The sequence below is a fragment of the Mycobacterium sp. SMC-4 genome (genome assembly GCF_025263265.1).
Taxonomy (GTDB): domain Bacteria; phylum Actinomycetota; class Actinomycetes; order Mycobacteriales; family Mycobacteriaceae; genus Mycobacterium.
In genome coordinates this window covers 3,200,693-3,217,523 of record NZ_CP079869.1, presented here as the reverse complement: position 1 = coordinate 3,217,523, position 16,831 = coordinate 3,200,693, and the positions used below count along the sequence as shown (strand labels likewise).

Here is a 16,831-nt window from a genome sequence, read left to right as displayed (position 1 = left end):
ACCTGCAAGTCACCTATGAGTCCCGCCGATCACAGCAGCCCCGCCTCACGGTGAAGCCCGTGGCGATGTGAGGGCGAGTTTTCACCAGGGTCATCGATGCGCAATGGGTGCGGAATCGCCTGGCAGTTCACTTGGCGCATGACATCGACCCAACCCCGCAGCCGTGACATCGAGCACTGGGATCCCGAGGACGTCGAGGCCTGGGAAGGCACCGGGGGAAGACCTGCCGGCAAAGACATCGCCAAGCGCAACCTGATCTGGTCGATCGTCGCCGAGCACGTCGGGTTCTCGGTGTGGTCCATCTGGTCGGTGATGGTGCTGTTCATGCCGCAGGACGTCTACGGCATCGATGCCGCCGGAAAGTTCTACCTGGTGGCGGTCCCGACACTGGTGGGCGCGTTTGTACGGATTCCCTACACCATCGCCCCGGCCCGGTTCGGGGGGCGTAACTGGACCATCGTCAGCGCGCTGCTGCTGCTGATCCCGACGGTGCTGACCCTCTACTACATGAAGAATCCGGCGTCGTACACCACCTACTTGGTGATCGCGGCGTTCGCCGGTCTGGGCGGCGGCAACTTCGCGTCGTCGATGACCAACATCAACGCGTTCTATCCGCAACGGCTCAAGGGCTGGGCGCTGGGGCTCAACGCCGGCGGTGGCAACATCGGCGTACCGGTCATCCAGCTCATCGGTCTGCTGGTCATCGCCACGGTGGGCAATGCCCGACCGGAGATCGTCTGCGCCATCTACCTGGTGGCCATCGCGGCAGCAGCCCTGGGTGCGGCGGTGTACATGGACAACCTGCGCAACCAGAAGTCGAATTTCGGGGCTTTGGTCGAAGCGATGCGCTTCCGGGACTCCTGGGTGATGAGCTTTCTCTACATCGGCACGTTCGGGTCGTTCATCGGCTTCTCCTTCGCGTTCGGCCAGGTCCTGCAGATCAACTTCCTGGCCGGCGGCGACACCCCGGCGCAGGCCGCTCTGCACGCCGCCCAGATCGCATTCCTCGGCCCGCTGCTCGGTTCGATCTCGCGACCGTTCGGCGGCAAGCTGGCCGATCGGGTCGGCGGCGGCAAGGTCACCCTGTACACCTTCATGGCGATGATGATGGCCGCCGGGATCGTCGTGGTCGCCGGGATGCTTGACGATGCCTTGCCCGGCGCACCCACCAGCGGCCAGATGGCCGGCTACGTCATCGGCTTCATCGTGTTGTTCATCCTCTCGGGGATCGGCAACGGCTCCACCTACAAGATGATCCCGTCGATCTTCGAGGCCAAGGCCCAGGGCCGCGACGACTTGAGCCGCGATGAGAAGGCTGCGTGGTCGCGGGCGATGTCGGGTGCACTGATCGGATTCGCCGGAGCGGTCGGTGCTCTCGGCGGAGTGTTCATCAACGTGGTGCTGCGTGCTTCCTACGTCGGTGAGGCACAGTCGGCGACCAACGCATTCTGGGTGTTCCTCGGGTTCTACGTGGTGTGCGCTTTCGTGACCTGGTACGTCTTCCTGAGGTTGCATGAGCAGCGCGCCTACGAACACATCGGGCGCGCACCGGCTCCGGAGCCTGTCGCTCCGAAATGAGTCGAACCGCCTGCTCGTATTGCGGTGTCGGGTGCGGGATCTCGGTCGAGACCCGCCCCGACGCCGTCACGGGTGCTCCGGTCATCGCGCGCGTCTCCGGGGACAAGTTGCACCCCACCAATTTTGGACGGCTGTGCACCAAGGGCGCCACGCATGCCGAGATGATGGCGGCCACCGACGGCCGGCTGATGACGGCGCTGCTGCGGCCGTCGCGCGACGCCGAACCGGTCGCGGTCGACGTCGACGACGCGCTGGCGCAAGCGGGTGAGCGGCTGCGAGCGATCGTCGACGAGCACGGCCCGGACTCGGTAGCGCTCTACGTGTCAGGTCAGATGTCGATCGAATCGCAGTACCTGGCAACCAAGCTGGCCAAGGGCTTCCTGCGCACCGTGCACATCGAATCCAACTCGCGGTTGTGCATGGCCAGTGCCGGCACCGGCTTCAAGCAGTCGCTGGGTGCCGACGGTCCACCCGGGTCCTACACCGACTTCGACTGCACCGATTTGTTCTTCGTCATCGGGTCGAACATGGCCGATTGCCATCCGATCCTGTATCTGCGGATGGCCGACCGCCTCAAGGCCGGTGCCAAGCTGATTGTCGTCGACCCACGCCGAACCGCCACCGCCGAGAAGGCGGATCTGTACCTGCCGATCCGGCCGGGCACGGATCTGGCTCTGCTCAACGGGATTCTGCACCTGCTGGTCGAGAACGAGGCCATCGACGAGGAGTTCATCGCCGAGCACACCGAGGGCTGGGAGGCGATGCCGCAGTTCCTCGCCGACTATCCGCCGGCGCGGGTGGCCGCGCTGACCGGACTGGCCGAAGCCGACATCCGTACCGCCGCCGCGATGATCGCGGCTGCCGGAGAGTGGATGTCCTGCTGGACGATGGGGTTGAACCAGAGCACCCACGGCACCTGGAACACCAACGCGATCTGCAACCTGCACCTGGCCACCGGAGCCATCTGCCGCCCCGGTAGTGGCCCGATGTCGCTGACCGGGCAGCCCAACGCCATGGGCGGACGCGAAATGGGGTACATGGGACCCGGACTGCCGGGGCAGCGCGCGGTGTTGTCGGACGAGGACCGCGCCTTCGTCGAGGATCAGTGGGGGCTACCGCCCGGCACCATCCGCACCGACGTCGGCCCCGGCACCGTCGAGTTGTTCCGGGGGCTGAACAGTGGCGAGATCAAGGCGATCTGGATCATCTGCACCAATCCGGTGGCCAGTGTGGCCAACCGGGACACCGTGCTGGGCGGTCTGCGATCCGCGGAGTTGGTGATCACCCAGGACGCCTACGCCGACACCGCGACCAACCGCTACGCCGACATCGTGCTGCCCGCCGCGCTGTGGGCCGAAGCCGACGCGGTGATGGTCAACTCCGATCGGAATCTGACGCTGTTACAGCAATCGGTGGCGCCCGTCGGTGACGCGCGGCCCGACTGGGAACTGATCTGCGGTGTGGCCGGGCATCTCGGGTTCGGTGAGGCCTTCGACTACAAGTCCAGCGAGCAGATCTTCGACGAGATCCGTCGCTTCCACAATCCGCGGACCGGATACGACCTGCGCGGCATCAGCTACGAACGGCTCCGTGAGACGCCGGTCCAGTGGCCGTGCCCCTCCCCGGAGGCGCCCGACCGCAACCCGGTCCGATACCGCAATGACGGTGTGTCCCAACAGCTGTTCGTCGATGCGGACGGTCACCGACCTCGGCTGGCGTTCCCGACCTCCTCACGGCGCGCCGTCTTTCATCCCCGGCCGCACCTGGACGCCGCCGAACTGCCCGATGACGACTTCCCGTTCGTCCTCAACACCGGCCGGCTGCAGCATCAGTGGCACACCATGACCAAGACCGGCAGGGTCACCAAGCTCAACAAGCTCAACCCTGGGCCGTTCGTCGAGATTCACCCCGATGACGCCGACGCACTGGACATCGCCGACGGCCACGACGTCGAACTGGTGACCCGCCGGGGCCGTGCGATGCTGCCCGCAGCGATCACCGACCGGGTCCGCCCCGGCAACACGTGGGTGCCGTTCCACTGGAACGACGAGCACGGCGAATTCTTGACCGTCAACGCGCTCACCAACGACGCGGTCGACCCGGACTCACTACAGCCGGAGTTCAAGGTGTGCGCGGTACGGCTGGCCCCGGTGCCGGCCGGCTCGGGAAAGCCCGCGCTGACCGCCGCCGAAGAGCTGTACCTGAACGGGTTTCTGGCCGGGATAGAGGACGGGTCACCGGGAGTTCCGGTACTGCCGGCAAGCGCACCGGTCAGTGCGCGGGCGCGGCTGTGGATCGACGGACTGCTGGCCGGCCGTTACTCCCGGCTCGGCGCGTTGGCGCCGCGGGCCGAGCCGGGATCCGGGCCGCTGGTGCTGTGGGCGTCGCAGACCGGCAATGCCGAGGAGTTCGCCGGCCAGCTGAGTGAGCGGCTGGCCGGTGCCCGGCTGCGCGCGATGGACGATATCGAACTCGACGAACTGTCCGAAGCCGGTGAAGTCCTGATCGTCACGAGCACCTTCGGTGACGGCGGACCACCCGACAACGGCACCAGCTTCTGGGAACAGCTGGAATCCCCGCACGCGCCGTCACTGGACGGGGTGCGCTACACGGTGCTCGGCATCGGAGACCGCTCCTACGACAATTTCTGCGGTCACGCGAAATCCCTCGACACCCGCCTTGCGGATCTGGGCGCCACCAGGATGATCGACCGTACCGAATGTGAAGCCTACGAGGACCAACCGCGCAACGAATGGACCGACGCCGTCGTCGAGCTCATCGGGCCATCCGACCGTGTACCCGAGAAACGCACTGCAACGACACTTTTCACGCGATCCGAGCCGCTGGCTGTGCCGCTGTGCCGTAACACCCGGCTGACCCCGCATGGCGCGGCCAAGGACGTCCGGCAATTCGGATTCGACCTCAGCGGACACGACGTCAGCTACTCGGTCGGCGACTCGCTGGGCGTGTGGGTCATCAACTCCGACAGCGTCGTCGAGAGCTGGCTGGCCGCTGCCGGCTTCCACGGCGCCGAGGCGGTCGTTGTCGACGGTGTGCAGCTGGCACTGCGGGACGCATTGCGGTCGCATTACGACATATGCAAGGTGACGTCGAACCTGGTGCGCTTTGTCGCCGAGCACAGTCCAGATGCCGCGGCGGCCAAACGACTGCGCAACAACCGGGGCGAACTCGACAGGTGGCTGGTCAACCGCAACGGCCTCGACCTTGTCGGCGAGTTCGGCGTGCGCGCCGACCCGGAACTGTGGCAGGAAGTGCTGGTCCGGCTGACACCGCGGCAGTACTCGATCTCATCCAGCCCTCTGGTCAGTCCGCACGAGGCGCAACTGACCGTGTCGGTCGTGCGCTACCGGGGCCCCGACGGCGGACCCCGTGGTGGTGTCGCGTCGACCTACCTGGCCGACCTGGCCGACGGCACTCCGGTGCCGGTGTTCCTGCAGCGTTCTCCGCACTTCCGTCCGCCACAGGAGCCGGACACGCCGATGATCATGGTCGGGCCCGGCACCGGCATCGCACCGTTCCGCGGTTTCCTGCAGGAACGCCGCGCGCTGGGCCACCGGGGCCGCAACTGGCTGTTCTTCGGCGACCACCATCGCGACCAGAATTTCTACTACCGCGACGACCTGACCGACATGGTCGATGACGGCTTCCTCAACCGCTTGGACCTGGCGTTCTCCCGCGACCAACCGGACCGGGTCTACGTCCAGCACAAGATGCTCGACTACGGCGCCGACGTGTGGCGCTGGCTCGAAGACGGCGCACACCTGTACGTCTGCGGCGACGCCACCCGGATGGCCCGCGACGTCGACGACGCATTGACCCGCATCATCTCCACCCACGGACGGATGGACACCGATAGTGCCCGTGCCTACAAACGACAGATGGTGGCCGACAAGCGCTACCTGCGCGACGTGTACTGACGAGCTCGCGGACGAGCGGCGACCAACAGCGCACCGCCGGCGAACAGCGCCATGGCCAGCAGCGGGAGCCGCCCGCCGGGGGCGAACCCGTTGGCCGACAACAGCGCCAGCGCGAGCGCGCACGACCCGGTGCCGGCGTACAGCAGCGCTTCGCCCAGCCCGCGAGGCAGCGGGACCGGGAACGTCGGCATCGGCCGGGCGAACACCCGCCGCTGCCAGTACAGCAGGCACAGCAGTGCAGCGGTCACGACGGCGAGCACGATCTCCCACTGCAGTCGGGCCAACCACCAGGCTCCCGATCCGATGTCGGGCTGGGGGAGCAGCCCGGTCGGGTAGCCGACCAGGGTCACGACGATCACCGGCAGCATGTGCCAAAGGTAGAGCGCCATCACGTTGTCATTCGCCACGCCGATGATCCGCGGCCACTTTCCCCTCGTCAGCACCCGATTGAGGATCGGCACCAGCGCGAACAGCACACCGATCTGCACCGTGGCCAGCGCCAGCAGCGCCACCGACGGCGGTGCCGAGTTCTCCACCCGGACTCCCGGCACACCGATCATCGCGACCGGATAGGGGCCCCAGGTCACCAGCAGGGGCAGTGCGAGCGCGGCCACGGTGGCCATCGCCACCAGGACTCGTCGGCGCAGAAGCGCACCGTGCCAGGCGATTCCGAGCTGATAGATCGCCGCCCAGCAGAAGAAATAGTTCAGGACACGAATCTCGGCGCGGTCGGTACTGATCGCGATCACATCCACCAGAACCAGACACCCGGCCAGAACCGCCGGAACCACCAGGCCCAGGCGCGCATGCGCGGCCACCGCGATCGGCGTCAGCGCGACCACCATCAGGTAGACCGCCAAGAACCACAGGTGCATGGCTACCGCCCAGCCGCCGAGCTCGAGCACCTCGCCGTCGACGCCCACGGCCAGCAGCACCGCCATGACGACGAGGACGAAGCCGACATAGACCGCAGTGGGGCCCAGCACGCGTGCGATCCGGCGGCGCACCCACTCCTGACGCGACTCCTGCCGAGACGCCCACGACACCGCGCTGGCGTAACCGGCGACGGCGAAGAACACCGGGACCACCTGAAAGCCCCAGGTCAGCCACTGCGTCCACGGCAGGATGACCAGCGGGTTGTCGCGGCCGAACTCGCCGTCGCGGTAGGTCATCACCGACATCAGCCAGTGCCCTATGACGACGAGCATGACCGCTGCGGATCGGTAGAGGTCGAGCGAGAGCTCGCGCGCCGGTGCCGTTGCCCTGGTGGTGTCCATCACCGTCCATTGTGGCCGAAACCGCTGCGCCGCCGCCGACACCGCGCAGGAGTGTCCGAGGGGGTGTGTGAAACCACGACATAGGTGACAGATGAGTCGCGTCATGGGTTACACCTGCAAGAGTCCTCGATGAGTCGCGTCATAGGTGACAGTCGTGGTCCATGTCCAAAGCGCGTGTGGTCGTCCTCGAAGTCACCAGCGGCCACCTGACAGTCACCGAAGCGGCAAACCAGTACGGGCTGTCGCGCCAACACATCTACCGGCTGCTCGCCCGCTACCGCGACGGCGGCCTGGCGGCTGTCGACGCCCGCTCACGGCGCCCGACCAGCAACCCTCGCGCCGTGTCCGACGACGTCATCATCGCCATCGTCACGCTGCGCGAAGCGCTGACCGCCGACGGCCTCGACGCCGGACCCCTGACCCTGCAGTGGCATCTGGGCCAACGTGGGCTGCCGGTGCCCTCAACCTCGACCATCCGGCGCATCCTGCACCACCACGGCCTCATCACCGCCCAGCCGCGCAAGCGTCCTAAAAGCTCCTACCGGCGCTTTGAAGCCTCCCAGCCCAATGAATGCTGGCAATCCGACTTCACCCACTGGGCCCTGGCCGACGGCACTGACACCGAGATCTTGTCCTGGCTCGACGACTGCTCTCGCTACCTGCTGACCTGCACCGCCTACCCCCGCGTCACCGGCGCAGACGTCGTGGCCAGCTTCACCGACACCGCCGCCACCCACGGACTGCCCGCCGCCACGCTGACCGACAACGGCGCGGTCTACACCTCACGATTCACCCACGGCCACAACGACTTCGAGCGCCTCCTCAACAGCCTCGGCGTCACCCAAAAGAACGGCCGCCCAGGCCACCCGCAAACCCAAGGAAAGATCGAACGCTTCCACCGAACCCTCAAGCTCTGGCTCAGCCAACACCAGCGCCCCTCGACACTGGCTGAGCTACAACAGCTGCTCGACACCTTCGCCATGATCTACAACACCGAGCGTCCCCACCGCGCCCACCGCCACAGCGCCACACCGCACACCGTCTACCACGCCCTGCCCAAAGCCCACCCCGCCGGCGTCACCGAGCACTTCCGTATCCGCCACGACACCGTGGACCAATTCGGCAAGCTCACCCTGCGCTACAGCAGCCGCCTACACCACCTCGGCATCGGCCGCCAACACGCCCACACCCCAGTCCTGATCCTCGTGACCACCCAAACCGTCACCGTCATCAGCAAAACCAGCCACCAACTCATCGCCAGCCACCACATCGACCCCGACCGCAACTACTGGCGCAACCAACAGAAAAACCCCGGCCGATGGCCGGGGCAATCTGTCACCGATGACGCGACTCAGGTGTAACCGATGACGCGACTCATCACAGGAGTGTCCGAGGGGGGACTTGAACCCCCACGCCCGTTAATAGGGCACTAGCACCTCAAGCTAGCGCGTCTGCCATTCCGCCACTCGGACCTGCTTGTGCGGCTGCTAAGGCTATCGGATCGGCACCCTCGGACCAAACCAAGGCCGGGGGCGAGCAGGGCATCAGTGGTAGGAAAGGGACTGTGAGGTCTGCCCCGACACCGAGCGACGAGGTCGTCGACCTCGTCAGCACCCTGATCCGGTTCGACACCTCCAACACCGGCGACCCCGCGACGACCAAAGGCGAGGCCGAATGCGCACGCTGGGTGGCCGATCAGCTGACCGACGTCGGCTACACCTGCGAGTACCTCGAAGCCGGCGCGCCCGGGCGGGCCAACGTCTTCGCGCGGCTGCCCGGCGCTGACCCGGCGCGCGGGGCGTTGATGCTGCACGGCCATCTGGACGTGGTGCCCGCCGAGGCCGCGGACTGGAGCGTGCACCCGTTCTCCGGCGCCATCGAGGACGGCTACGTCTGGGGCCGCGGCGCGGTCGACATGAAGGACATGGTCGGCATGATGATCGCGGTGGCCCGGCACTTCAAACGGTCGGGCATCGTGCCGCCGCGCGACCTGGTGTTCGCGTTCGTCTCCGATGAGGAGGCCGGCGGCAATTTCGGCTGCCGATGGCTGGTGGACAATCGGCCAGACTTGTTCGACGGGGTCACCGAGGCGGTCGGAGAAGTGGGCGGGTTTTCGCTCACCGTGCCGCGCCGCGACGGCGGAGAGCGCCGGCTCTACCTGATCGAGACCGCCGAGAAGGCGATGATGTGGATGCGTTTGAGCGCGCGCGGTCGCGCCGGGCACGGATCGATGGTGCACGACGACAACGCGGTGACCGCGGTGGCCGAAGCGGTCGCCAAGCTCGGTCGGCACCGCTTCCCGATCGTGCTGACCGAGGCCGTGGAACAGTTCCTCACTGCGGTGTCGGAGGAGACCGGCTACACCTTCGACCCGTCCGCACCCGACCTCGACGGCACCGTCGCCAAGCTCGGCGGCATCGCCAAGATCGTCGGCGCTACGCTGCGCGACACCGCCAACCCGACCATGCTCAAGGCCGGGTACAAGGCCAACGTCATCCCCGGCACCGCCGAGGCCGTGGTCGACTGTCGGGTGCTGCCGGGACGGCTGGCAGCCTTCGAGCGTGAGGTCGACGACATCATCGGGCCCGACGTCGTGCGGGAGTGGATCACCGAACTGCCCTCGTATCAGACACCGTTCGACGGCGAACTGCTCGAGGCGATGAACAGCGCGATTCTGGCCGCCGACCCGCAGGCCCGAACGGTGCCCTACATGCTGTCCGGGGGCACTGACGCAAAGCACTTCGCGCGCTTGGGAATCCGTTGTTTCGGCTTTGCTCCGCTGCGATTGCCGCCCGACCTGGACTTCGCCGCGCTGTTCCACGGCGTCGACGAGCGGGTACCCGTAGATGCGTTGACGTTCGGCGCGCAAGTGCTCGAACACTTCCTGTTGCACTGCTGATCAACCGAATTCGACAGAAAGGTATGGCCGCTGTGTCGTTTCCCTACAATCCGTACGACTTCCTGCCCGAGCTCCCCACCTTCACGGTGACCTCCCAGTCCTTCACCGACGGGGGGCCGCTGGCCAACGACCAGGTCAGCGGCATCATGGGTGCCGGCGGATCGGACGTGTCACCGCAGCTGAGCTGGTCGGGCTTTCCCGAACAGACCCGCAGCTTCGCCGTGACCGTCTTCGACCCCGACGCGCCGACGGCATCCGGGTTCTGGCACTGGGCGGTGTTCAACCTGCCGGCCACGGTCACCGAACTGCCCGCCGGTGTCGGCGACGGCAGCGCGAGCGGATTCCCCGGCGACGCGGTCACCTTGGCCAACGACGCCGGCCTGAAGCGCTACCTCGGTGCCGCCCCGCCGCCCGGCCACGGCCCGCACCGCTACATCGTCGCCGTCCATGCCGTCGGCGTGGAGAAGCTCGACGTGCCCGCCGATGCCACCCCGGCCTACCTGGGCTTCAACCTGTTCAGCCAGGCCATCGCCCGGGCCCTGATCCACGGCACCTACGAGCAGCACTGAGCTGTCAGCCCGCCGCCGAACCGACCGCGTCGGCCAGGCCGGTGAAACCGTGCTCGTGCAGGCGGCGGGCGATGCCCTGGTGGATCGTGGCGGCCCACATCCCGCCGCCGTAGACGAACCCGGTGTAGCCCTGCAGCAGCGTGGCGCCCGCGGTGATGCGTTCCCACGCATCGTCGGCGGTTTCGATACCGCCGACGCTGATCAGCACCAGGCGGTCCCCGACCCGCCGGTACAGCCCGCGCAGGACCTCCAGAGACCGGCGCGCCACCGGGGGTCCCGACACCCCGCCAGGGCCCAGCGCGTCGACGCCGGGTGTCCGCAGATTCGCCCTCGACACCGTGGTGTTGGTCGCCACGATCCCGGCCAGCCCCAGTTCAACGGCCAGGTCGGCGATGTCGGCGATGTCGTCGTCGGCCAGATCGGGTGCGATCTTGACCAGCACCGGCGTGGACGTCTCGGCCAGCACCGCGGTCAGGATGGGTCGTAGCGTGTCGACCGACTGCAGGTCGCGCAGACCCGGGGTGTTGGGTGAGCTGACGTTGACCACCAGATAGGTCGCCAACGGCCCCAGCAGGCGGGCGCTCTCGGCGTAGTCCTCTGCCGCGCGCTGCGCCGGCGTGAGCTTCGTCTTGCCGATGTTGACACCGATCGGCACATCAGGATGGTGGCGGGCCAGGTGCGCGGCCAGCGCGGCGGCACCGTCGTTGTTGAAGCCCATCCGGTTGAGCAGGGCGCGGTCGGCGGAAAGCCGGAACAATCTGGGCCGCGGATTTCCGGGTTGTGGTCGCGCCGTCACGGTCCCCACCTCGGCGTAGCCGAAACCGAGCGCACCCCAGGTCCGCACGCCCCGGCCATCTTTGTCGAACCCGGCCGCCAACCCCAGCGGCCCGGGGAACCGGACCCCGAACACTGTGCTGGCCAGGGCGGGATCGCTCGGAGAAAGCCTGCGCTGCAACATGTTACGTGTCAGCGGGGTAGCGGTGGCGGCGCGTAGGCCGGCGAAGACAGCGGTGTGGATTCGCTCAGGTTCGACCAGGAACAGGCCTTGCCGCAGCGCCCGGTACATCACAGTGCGGGCTGATCCGGGCCCGGCACCGCGTCGGCGCGCTTCCGGCGCCGCAACAGCACTCGCCGGCTGCCGTCGGTGTAGAGCCGCACCCGGGTCAGCTCCCACCCGCGGTACTCGGCCTCGATCGACAGCCGCACCGAGGCGCTGACCCGCGTCACCTCCGGGGGCAGCCGCAGCGGAATCCACTCGTAATCGCCGGAATCCTCGGCCACCGCCCGGTTCCACGCTGCCGGCATCGGGCCTCGTGCCGAACTCATTGCACCCCTTCCGCGGACTCGATCACCTGCACCCCCGCGCCTGCTCCGGAAACCACGTACAGGGTTCCGGAGGCGTCGTCGAAGGCCAGCGAGTTGGGTTGCTGCACGGTCGGATAGCGCACCTTCTCGACGGGGATTCCGGATGCCAGATCGTAACCAACAACGGAGTTCGTCGCCGTTTGTGCCACCCAGGCCCATCCGGTGGCCGATGCGGCCAATCCGTAGGGTGCATCCGGGACCGGGTAGCGCTGCCGCAAGATCAGCGGATCGACTCCGTAGACCAGAAGCTCGCCACCGCGGGTGTTGGCCACCAAGACCCCTCCGGCGGCATCGGCGACCATGGTGGTCGCGCCGTTTCCTGCGCGCAGCGCCTGTTGTTTGGCCGTTCCGTCGATGTTGAGCGTGGTCACCGAAGTCTGGCTGCGGTCGAGGACGACCGCGGTATCGCCCTGCGTGACGATCTGGTCGACCCGGGCGAACAGCCGCGCCTCGGCGGCCACGGCGGTGTCGTCGGCCAGCGTGAGCACCGCGCCGTCCGCGCTGCCCAGCACCATCCGGCCGTCGGCGCGGCGTGCGATCGCGGTGAACTCCAGGTCCGGGCGGCCCTCGACGTCGAAACGCGACACCGCGCGGCTGGCCAGGTCCACCCGAAGGTAGCCACCCGTGCTCGCCAGGAACACCACGCCGTCCCCACCGGCCATCGCCGTGGCCGCATCATCCAACGGCACGACTGCGGTCTGCCCGCCGGATCCGAACACGGTCAGGGCCGAACGGCCGGGCGCCGCGGGGGCCAGCACCACCAGCGCCCGGGTCACCTCGTCGAACGTCGCGGACTGGGCCGACGACGCCAACGGCAGCACCGTCCCCGGCGGCGACGGCATTGCCGGCGGCGAGTCGGCGGCCTGGGCCGGGGTGATCGTCGGAGGGGGCGCGTCGACCGGATTGGACGAGCACCCGGCCATCAGCGCGGCGGCCGACACGAGCGCGCCGAAGCGCACAATCACATGCTGCGGGATGGAGCGGCGGGCCAATGGGGAGCTCTCGGTCGACATCGGGGCGAAACTGATCGGGGAGTCAGTCTATGCACGGTCGTGACCCACACCCGGGCGGTGCCACACTGCCCCGGGATGCCCGCGGCGGTATCCTGGCGATCATGACCCCCGCGAGGGAAGACACGGCTGGTCAGGAATTCCAGGTCGAAGACATCACCACTGGCCTGCATGCCAGCGGATTCGGACAGGTGGGAGACGGCCGCACGTTTTCCTTCCACGTCGAGCGTCAGGAACTGGTCGTCGAGGTCTATCGACCCCGGCTGCGCACCCTGGTGCCCGACAGTGACGACGTCGTGGCGGTGTCCACCCGTAAGCTCACCGACATCGACTTCACCGACGAACGCAGCCTGGTCGCCGTCGTGCGCGACGCGGTGGCCGAGGCGCAGCCGGTGCCTCGACCGATGCGCTGACCCGACCACGGTACGGTCGTCGTCGTGACCGACCTGCCTGCGATGTCGTGGCTGCAGGTGATCGTTCTTTCCGTGGTGCAGGGCCTCACCGAGTTCCTGCCGGTGTCCTCGTCGGGCCACCTTGCCATCGTGTCGCGGGTGTTCTTCAACGGCGACGCCGGTGCCTCGTTCACCGCGGTCAGCCAGCTCGGCACCGAGGCCGCGGTCATTCTGTACTTTGCGCGCGACATCGGACGCATCGTCACCGCCTGGTTCGGCGGGCTCTTCGACGCCGCCCGACGCAACGCCGACTACTGGTTGGGCTGGTGGGTGATCATCGGCACCATCCCGATCAGCTTCTTCGGTCTGCTGCTCAAGGACCACATCCGCACCGGCGCCCGCAATCTATGGCTGATCGCCACCGCGCTGGTGGTGTTCTCGCTGGTGATCGCCGCCGCCGAGTACGTCGGCCGACAAAGTCGCCGAATCGAGAAGCTGACCTGGAAGGACGCCGTGTTGGTGGGCCTGGCCCAGTGTCTGGCGCTGTTGCCGGGTGTGTCCCGGTCAGGGGCCACGATCAGTGCCGGGCTCTTCCTGGGCATGAAGCGGGAAGTGGCCGCCCGCTTCGGTTTTCTGCTGGCCATCCCGGCGGTGTTCGCGTCCGGCCTGTTCTCGTTACCGGATGCGTTCGCGCCGTCCGGGGAGGGGATGAGCGCCACCGGACCCCAGCTGCTGATCTCGGTGCTGATCACCTTCGTGGTCGGCTTCGCCGCGGTCGCCTGGTTCCTGCGCTTCCTGGTCCGGCACAGCATGTATTGGTTCGTCGGATACCGGATGATTCTCGGCGTGGTGGTACTGATCCTGCTCGTGACCGGGGTGGTGGCGCCGATATGACCGTGCTGTTGGTGCGGCACGGCCGCTCCACGTCCAACACTGCGCACACCCTGGCCGGCAGGTCGGCCGGAGTCGACCTGGACGACCGGGGTCGCGAACAAGCCCAAGCGCTGGTGGAGCGCGTCGGCGCGCTCCCGATCCGGGCGATCGTGCGCTCCCCGCTGCTGCGTTGTGAACGCACCGTGGAACCGTTGGCCGCCGCGCTGCGTGTACAACCCGTCGTCGACGAGCGGATCAGCGAGGTCGACTACGGATCGTGGACCGGCCGCAAGATCGGTGAGCTGGTCAAGGAGCCGTTGTGGGCGGTGGTGCAGCAGCAACCCAGCGCGGCGGTGTTCCCTGACGGCGAAGGTCTGGCCGCGGTGCAGGCCCGTGCCGTGGCCGCGGTGCGCGAGCATGACCGCAGGCTCGCCGACGAGCACGGCTCAGACGTCCTGTGGATCGCGTGCACGCACGGTGACGTGATCAAAGCGGTGCTGGCCGATGCGCTGGGCACCCACCTGGACAGCTTCCAGCGCATCAACGCCGATCCGGCCTCGGTCAGTGTCATCCGCTATACCGCGCTGCGGCCCTTCGTGATTCACGTCAACCACACCGGCCCGGCGCTGAACTCGGCGCTGGCCGCCTCCCCAGAAGTCCCTTCCGGCGACGCCGTCGTCGGGGGTTCGACGGACTGACCCGGTATTTTGGAACTGCCATGTCCCGCGCTATCCACGTCTTCCGCACCCCCGACCGTTTCGTGGCCGGTACCGTCGGTGAGCCGGGAAATCGGACCTTCTATCTCCAGGCCGTCCACGACAAGCGCGTGATCTCGGTGATTCTGGAAAAGCAGCAGGTGGCGGTGCTCGCGGAACGGATCGCCGCGCTCCTGCTGGAGATCAATCGCCGCTTCGGCACGCCGATTCCGCCCGACACCGGGGAAGTCGAGGATCTCAGCCCGCTGGTCATGCCGGTGGACGCCGAATTCCGGGTCGGCACCATGGGCCTGGGCTGGGACTCCGAGGCGCAGACCGTGGTCGTCGAGTTGCTCGCGGTGTCCGACACCGAGTTCGATGCGTCGGTGGTCCTCGACGACGCCGAGGAGGGTCCCGATGCGGTGCGCGTGTTCCTCACCCCGGAATCGGCCCGCCAGTTCGCGACGCGCTCGAATCGGGTGATCTCGGCCGGGCGGCCGCCTTGCCCGTTGTGTGAGGAACCGCTGGACCCCGAGGGCCACATCTGTGTCCGGACCAACGGCTACCGCCGCGGCGCTCTGGGTGGGGGCGCCGAGGATGACGACATTGCCTGAGCCGGCAACCGGTGACGGCGCGGTGCTGCAGAGCGGTGAGCTCACCGTGATCGGCCGGATTCGGTCGGCCAGCAACGCGACATTCCTGTGCGAGGCGACACTGGCCGACCGCAGCGTGCACTGCGTGTACAAGCCCGTCGCCGGCGAGGCGCCGCTGTGGGACTTTCCCGATGGCACGCTGGCCGGCCGAGAGCGCGGCGCCTACCTGGTCTCGGCTGCGCTGGGCTGGAATCTGGTCCCGTACACCATCATCCGCGACGGTCCGGCAGGTCTGGGCATGCTGCAGCGCTGGGTGGAACAGCCCACCGACACCGAAGACACCGAGGACGCCGAAGCCACTGCCGGTCCCGATCTGGTCGACCTGGTGCCTGCCGGCTCGGTACCGGTCGGGTTCCTCCCGGTGCTACAGGCCTATGACTATGCCGGCAACGAAGTCACGCTGGTGCACGCCGACGATGACCGGCTACGCCGGCTGGCGGTGTTCGACGTGTTGATCAACAATGCCGACCGCAAGGGCGGTCACGTGCTGTGCGGGGTGGACGGCAACGTCTACGGCGTGGACCATGGCGTCACCCTGCACGTCGAGGACAAACTGCGCACCGTGCTGTGGGGGTGGGCCGGCAAACCGATCGACGACGCCGTGCTGGCCGACGTCGGGTGCCTGCAGCAGGCGCTGGCCGGTCCGCTCGGCGCCGAACTGCGCGCGCATCTCACCTCCGCCGAGGTCGCTGCGCTGCGTGCCAGAGTCGTTGGCCTGCTGCAGAACCCGGTGATGCCCACACCGGACCGGCGACGGCCCATACCGTGGCCCGCATTTTGACATGATCTACTTTCTCGGTGACCCACACCGATGCCGCGCTGGCCGCCGAGGTGGCCGCCCAAGCCGGTGAGCTGCTGCTGGCGATGCGTGAGCAGATCGGCTACTGGGATCCCTACGACCTCGGAGATGCCGGCGACCGCCGCGCCAACACGCTGATCCTCGACCGGCTGCGCCGCGAGCGGCCGCAGGATGCGGTGCTGTCCGAGGAGGCCACCGACGACCTGGCACGTGTCGAGGCCGACCGGGTGTGGATCGTCGATCCCGTCGACGGCACCCACGAGTACTCGATGCCCGGTCGTGCTGACTGGGCTGTGCATATCGCACTCTGGCAGCGCCGAGACGGCGGCGGGGCCATCACCGATGCAGCGGTGGCCCTACCTGCACGCGGTGAGGTGTACCGGTCCGACACCGTGGTCGGCCCTCCGCCGCGCGCCGACGGGCCGATCCGCATCACCGCCAGCGCCAACAGACCCCCGGCCGTGCTGTGGTACCTGCGCGACCACCTCGACATCCAGCTGGTGCGCATCGGTTCGGCGGGCGCCAAGGCGATGGCGGTGGTCCGCGGTGAGGTCGACGCCTACATCCACGCAGGCGGGCAGTGGGAGTGGGACTCCGCAGCTCCGGCGGGGGTGTTGTGGGCTGCCGGGATGCACGCGTCGCGCATCGACGGTTCCCCGTTGGTGTACAACCGCCGCGACCCCTACCTGCCGGATCTGCTGATGTGTCGCCCGGAGCTGGCCCCGGTGCTGCTCGAGGCCATCTGGTCGGCCTACCGCAACCGGTAGCTGCGCTGAACCCGGA

At 67.9% G+C, this 16,831-nt stretch carries 15 protein-coding genes and 1 tRNA gene; 11 read left to right on the top strand and 5 right to left on the bottom strand.

The features are described 5' to 3' along the window. Positions 1–138: 138 nt before the first annotated feature. Positions 139–1,578 (top strand): NarK/NasA family nitrate transporter, encoded by a 1,440-nt coding sequence (locus KXD98_RS15330; protein WP_260759235.1) that lies wholly within the window; start codon positions 139–141, stop codon positions 1,576–1,578. Further along, a complete protein-coding gene (locus tag KXD98_RS15325; RefSeq protein WP_260759234.1) occupies positions 1,575–5,516 on the top strand; it encodes a bifunctional nitrate reductase/sulfite reductase flavoprotein subunit alpha in 3,942 nt (1,313 codons plus the stop codon). The genes KXD98_RS15330 and KXD98_RS15325 overlap by 4 nt, the downstream gene beginning before the upstream one ends. Here KXD98_RS15325 and KXD98_RS15320 read toward each other — a convergent pair. Further along, the gene (locus KXD98_RS15320) at positions 5,495–6,793 is read right to left on the bottom strand and encodes an acyltransferase (protein ID WP_260759233.1); all 1,299 of its coding nucleotides are present in this window, start codon (positions 6,791–6,793) and stop codon (positions 5,495–5,497) included. The genes KXD98_RS15325 and KXD98_RS15320 overlap by 22 nt on opposite strands. Positions 6,794–6,954: 161 nt before the next feature. Between KXD98_RS15320 and KXD98_RS15315 the strand changes: the two genes are divergently transcribed. Next, a complete protein-coding gene (locus KXD98_RS15315) occupies positions 6,955–8,154 on the top strand; it encodes an IS481 family transposase (RefSeq protein WP_260759232.1) in 1,200 nt (399 codons plus the stop codon). Between the two features lie 25 nt (positions 8,155–8,179). Here KXD98_RS15315 and KXD98_RS15310 read toward each other — a convergent pair. Continuing rightward, a tRNA-Leu gene (locus KXD98_RS15310) sits at positions 8,180–8,265 on the bottom strand. Between the two features lie 92 nt (positions 8,266–8,357). Here KXD98_RS15310 and KXD98_RS15305 point away from each other — a divergent pair. Further along, positions 8,358–9,692: a M20/M25/M40 family metallo-hydrolase gene (locus KXD98_RS15305; RefSeq protein WP_260759230.1), complete on the top strand. Its 1,335-nt coding sequence runs from the start codon at positions 8,358–8,360 to the stop codon at positions 9,690–9,692. A 32-nt stretch (positions 9,693–9,724) separates the two neighbouring features. Continuing rightward, on the top strand, positions 9,725–10,261 hold the full coding sequence (locus KXD98_RS15300) for a YbhB/YbcL family Raf kinase inhibitor-like protein (protein WP_260759229.1): 537 nt from the start codon (positions 9,725–9,727) through the stop codon (positions 10,259–10,261). A gap of 4 nt (positions 10,262–10,265) precedes the next feature. Here the strand turns inward: KXD98_RS15300 and KXD98_RS15295 are convergent, their stop codons facing one another. From KXD98_RS15295 to KXD98_RS15285, 3 genes are read right to left on the bottom strand one after another with little or no spacing between them, the layout of a single operon-like run. Further along, a complete protein-coding gene (locus tag KXD98_RS15295; RefSeq protein ID WP_260759228.1) occupies positions 10,266–11,327 on the bottom strand; it encodes a quinone-dependent dihydroorotate dehydrogenase in 1,062 nt (353 codons plus the stop codon). After that, positions 11,327–11,587 (bottom strand): DUF5703 family protein, encoded by a 261-nt coding sequence (locus KXD98_RS15290; RefSeq protein WP_260759227.1) that lies wholly within the window; start codon positions 11,585–11,587, stop codon positions 11,327–11,329. Before KXD98_RS15290 ends, KXD98_RS15295 begins: the two co-directional genes overlap by 1 nt. Continuing rightward, the gene (locus tag KXD98_RS15285) at positions 11,584–12,639 is read right to left on the bottom strand and encodes a YncE family protein (protein ID WP_396881365.1); all 1,056 of its coding nucleotides are present in this window, start codon (positions 12,637–12,639) and stop codon (positions 11,584–11,586) included. Before KXD98_RS15285 ends, KXD98_RS15290 begins: the two co-directional genes overlap by 4 nt. 101 nt (positions 12,640–12,740) lie before the next feature. On the opposite strand from KXD98_RS15285, the gene KXD98_RS15280 reads away from it, so the two are divergent. Genes KXD98_RS15280 through KXD98_RS15255 form a run of 6 tightly spaced genes read left to right on the top strand, consistent with a single transcriptional unit; the run spans position 12,741 to position 16,815 of the window. Further along, the gene (locus KXD98_RS15280; protein WP_260759226.1) at positions 12,741–13,049 is read left to right on the top strand and encodes a hypothetical protein; all 309 of its coding nucleotides are present in this window, start codon (positions 12,741–12,743) and stop codon (positions 13,047–13,049) included. Between the two features lie 42 nt (positions 13,050–13,091). Further along, positions 13,092–13,922, top strand: a complete 831-nt coding sequence (locus KXD98_RS15275) for an undecaprenyl-diphosphate phosphatase (RefSeq protein ID WP_260765211.1) — start codon at positions 13,092–13,094, stop codon at positions 13,920–13,922. Continuing rightward, positions 13,919–14,599 carry a histidine phosphatase family protein gene (locus KXD98_RS15270; RefSeq protein ID WP_260759225.1) on the top strand — a complete coding sequence of 227 codons (681 nt, stop codon included), beginning with the start codon at positions 13,919–13,921 and terminating at the stop codon, positions 14,597–14,599. The genes KXD98_RS15275 and KXD98_RS15270 overlap by 4 nt, the downstream gene beginning before the upstream one ends. A gap of 20 nt (positions 14,600–14,619) precedes the next feature. Next, positions 14,620–15,210, top strand: a complete 591-nt coding sequence (locus tag KXD98_RS15265) for a DUF3090 domain-containing protein (RefSeq protein WP_260759224.1) — start codon at positions 14,620–14,622, stop codon at positions 15,208–15,210. Continuing rightward, complete coding sequence (locus KXD98_RS15260) at positions 15,194–16,030, top strand: SCO1664 family protein (protein ID WP_260759223.1); 837 nt, start codon at positions 15,194–15,196, stop codon at positions 16,028–16,030. Before KXD98_RS15265 ends, KXD98_RS15260 begins: the two co-directional genes overlap by 17 nt. 17 nt (positions 16,031–16,047) lie before the next feature. Further along, a complete protein-coding gene (locus KXD98_RS15255) occupies positions 16,048–16,815 on the top strand; it encodes a 3'(2'),5'-bisphosphate nucleotidase CysQ (protein ID WP_260759222.1) in 768 nt (255 codons plus the stop codon). Positions 16,816–16,831: the final 16 nt, after the last annotated feature.